Origin of the sequence: Streptomyces sp. NRRL F-5126 (assembly GCF_000721265.1) — a bacterium.
Taxonomy (GTDB): domain Bacteria; phylum Actinomycetota; class Actinomycetes; order Streptomycetales; family Streptomycetaceae; genus Streptomyces.
The window spans coordinates 1-869 of sequence record NZ_JOFZ01000045.1 but is presented as its reverse complement, the minus strand read 5'-3'; the positions used below and the strand labels follow the sequence as shown (position 1 = coordinate 869).

General features: G+C 65.2%; 1 protein-coding gene. It reads right to left on the bottom strand.

The features are described 5' to 3' along the window. Positions 1-224: 224 nt before the first annotated feature. Positions 225-821, bottom strand: a complete 597-nt coding sequence (locus IH48_RS33875; RefSeq protein ID WP_078850208.1) for an RICIN domain-containing protein — start codon at positions 819-821, stop codon at positions 225-227. Between the last annotated feature and the right edge of the window lie 48 nt (positions 822-869).

The following is an 869-nucleotide window of genomic DNA, read 5'->3' as shown; positions in this document are numbered from 1 at the left end:
CTCGTCGACGACGTCGCCGGTATTGCGCAGCCTCAGCCGGACACGAGCGGAACCTCCCGGATCCACAGTCGTCGAGGCAGGCTCCAGGGAGGTCCACAAGCTCATGACCCGACGATACGTTGACCACGCACGGGCTGTCTCAGGCCGCGGGGCACTGCCCGGCGGCCGGGGGAGCAGGCCGCGATGCCCTTTCGGAACGCCGTGCGGCGAGCGGCATCGCGCCGTCAGCCCGCGTTCTGCCCGGGCTTGACGAGGTTCCACCCCCGGTCGTCGTCATTGGTGCACGCGTAGAGGGTCAGCACCGTGCCGGGCGCCTTGTCCTCGCCCTTGTTCGCGAAGCCGTCGACGTTGAGGCACATGCCGTTGCTCTTGTAGTTGCGGATCCAGTAGAGGTTGTTCGTGTCCTCGCCCTTGTGCAGGTACCAGAGCTGGTTGTCGTCCATGCTCCCGGTGCAGGGGAACGCGTCGATCTGCGTGTGGGTCTGCCCGGGGCCGTTGCTGGGGAGGTCCAGGCAGTTGCCGCTCTTCAGGTTGCGGATCTGGACGAGGTCGGTGCCGTTCGGTCCCTTGCCCTTGAACAACGTCTCCACGGCCCACAACTCGTTCGGAACGGCCGGGGTCTTGCAGTCGTACTGCCGGACCTTCACCAGGTCCCCCTGCTTGGTGTTCAGCTCGGGTGCGGCGCACTGGTTCGTGGTGCCGTTGGCGAGGAGTACGCGGGCGAGTGGGTTGGTTTTTTTCTTTTTCTTGCCGCCGCCGCCTCCGGCGCCTGTGGAGTTGCTGGTGTTGGGGGTGGGGCTTGGTCTGTCTCTTATACACATCTGACGCTGCCGACGATATGCAGTGTGTAGATCTCGGTGGTCGCCGTA

Bases quoted from the DNA above. Each gene is read 5' to 3' on its own strand.
- IH48_RS33875 (WP_078850208.1), bottom strand. From the start codon at position 821: ATGTGTATAAGAGACAGACCAAGCCCCACCCCCAACACCAGCAACTCC.